This window comes from Campylobacter concisus UNSWCS, from assembly GCF_000466685.1.
Taxonomy (GTDB): domain Bacteria; phylum Campylobacterota; class Campylobacteria; order Campylobacterales; family Campylobacteraceae; genus Campylobacter_A; species Campylobacter_A concisus_A.
Map to the genome: position 1 here is coordinate 1 of NZ_ANNG01000036.1, position 2,227 is coordinate 2,227.

Here is a 2,227-nt window from a genome sequence, read left to right on the forward strand (position 1 = left end):
AACTAAGAGTGGGCAAAAGGATATCAAGGATGAGTTTAATACAGCTACTGCCATAACAAAAGCACTAAATGCCATTATAGAAACTGGTGAGTTTAATTTTAACAGTGAAGTAAAAGAAAACTATAACACATACCAAATAAATAAAGCTCTTGGAAACGAACTAGTAAATATCTTACAAAACGATAATCTTTCAATTAACGAAAAAGAAAATTTCTTGGCAGAATTTACAAAAGATTTAGCCAAATCAAATGGTTATGATTTAGGTGATATACAAGTTAAATTTATAAATGATACCAATGCAATTGGTGCAAACAATGAAAAGTTTAGAGGAAACTATAATTCAAAAGTAAACGTAATAACTCTAAATTTAGCAAATATATCAAATTTGGAGGATTTTACAGATACATTAGGACACGAAATTACCCATGCGATAGCTGCAAGCAATAATAAGTTTATCCCGCAAGATGCCAAACAAGATATCTATGCAAATTTTAAAGGTAGCATTTTAACAGACTATTTAAAGAAAGCTCTTGGCACACAAGGAAATGATATTGATTTATTGAAGTCTAATGTAAATTTAGATTATGAAAATACGGATATCAAAAATATATTAAGTAATAATCAAGCAGCATTTAGTTTGCAGGATATGAGCCAAAGTGATAATAACAAATATTTGCATATAATTGGTATTGGGATTTTAACAATCGGTAAATCTATTAAGAATATCGTTACCAAAGGTGGTAAAAATGCAAAAAATGCCACAGAAAACAAAGTCCCTGAAAATCCATTAAACAAAGCAAACGAAGCTCAAAAAGTTGATAAAGTAACTAAGGTTGCGGATAATAAGGATATAGATTTTGATAAAATACTCGAAAATGCGGAAAAAGGTAGAAAAACAAGCACAAAACTAATACAATATGAAAAAGAAGGTGGTTATAAACAGGCGGAAAAAGATTTTGAAGCACTTGGAGTAAAAAACATTAAAACAGTCGAAAAATCAGATGGCAGTTTGGTAAAAATAGGTGAATTGAGCGATGGTAGAAAAGTAAATATAAGAACAAAGAGTACTTATGGTTCAGAAGCTACGCTAGAAATTCAGGGTAAAGAGCCAATTAAAATAAGGTATAAGTAATATGAAAACGCAAATAAACTTAACAAAATACCTTGAACTAAAAAGTACTTTTGGTTTTAAAAAATTAGATTTTTTGCTTAATGATATTTCAAGTGGTGAATTAATTATTGCTCTAAAAAAAGAGAATTCCAATAAACAACTTCAAATAATATTTGACGGGGAACTAAGCAACTATAAAGTTATAAAAGAAAGTTTTGATTACGGAAATACATACACTTTACCACAGGAATATAAGGATTTTCCAATATTAATAATAGAAAATTGCGAAACAGCAAATTTAATTTCAAAAAATACATTTGAGTTTTATGAAGCAAAACAATTCAAAAGTTATCTAATTATAACCAATAATGAATTTATAGAAGTCGTGTCTTTATATGAACCAAAAATTAAATACGGTAATGTCATTAAAATACGATATAACGATTAAGGAGGCAAAATGAAATCATATTTTAAAATTTGGAAACCAATAAAAAATAACCAAGTAATACAATACCACATAATAAATAATTATTTTGACGATATAGTCCATAGTGAAATTCTAGAAATAACATTAAAATTATATAATAATAATGAGTTTGTTAAATTAATTTTTGATAATTTTTGTTCTTATAGAGTTAGTAAAGATTTTTATGCTACATACAATTGTGACGATTTACATAAAAGTTCATTTTGGACTATGAAAAATTCTGATTTTTTAATCGATGTTGTAAATAGTGGGAGAGATAAAATACCAGATACTTGGATTGATGCAATAAGAAGCTATCTAATAGTAACAAGTGAAAATTTCATAGAAATTGTTTCTTTTGATGAACCAAGAATAATTATTATGTAATCATAAAGAGACTATTAACAAAACCAAATAAACCAACAAATTTACTTATTGATATAATATTAGTTTTATTCCAAACAATACCTCAAGCTTCGTTATTACCAAATTCTTAAGTTCTATAATTAAATTTAAATTCCATCAGTTCTACCCTAAATGCCAATAATATCAATATAGATACTAATTATGATATAAGTGTAAAAGGCTCAACTCTAAACGCAAAAGAAGATGTTAGCTTAATTAGTAAAAATGGCAACATTTACATCTCA

Annotated in this window: 3 protein-coding genes; all 3 read left to right on the top strand. The window is 26.9% G+C overall.

The window, feature by feature from the left end; all coding sequences use genetic code 11:
* Nucleotides 1-1,132: hypothetical protein (locus UNSWCS_RS11995; protein ID WP_035143735.1), on the top strand; the 1,132-nt coding region annotated here is incomplete at its 5' end.
* Between the two features lies 1 nt (nt 1,133).
* A complete protein-coding gene (locus UNSWCS_RS07760) occupies nt 1,134-1,559 on the top strand; it encodes a hypothetical protein (RefSeq protein ID WP_035143737.1) in 426 nt (141 codons plus the stop codon).
* Nucleotides 1,560-1,568: 9 nt separating this feature from the next.
* Nucleotides 1,569-1,964 carry a hypothetical protein gene (locus UNSWCS_RS07765; protein WP_035143740.1) on the top strand — a complete coding sequence of 132 codons (396 nt, stop codon included), beginning with the start codon at nt 1,569-1,571 and terminating at the stop codon, nt 1,962-1,964.
* Nucleotides 1,965-2,227: the final 263 nt, after the last annotated feature.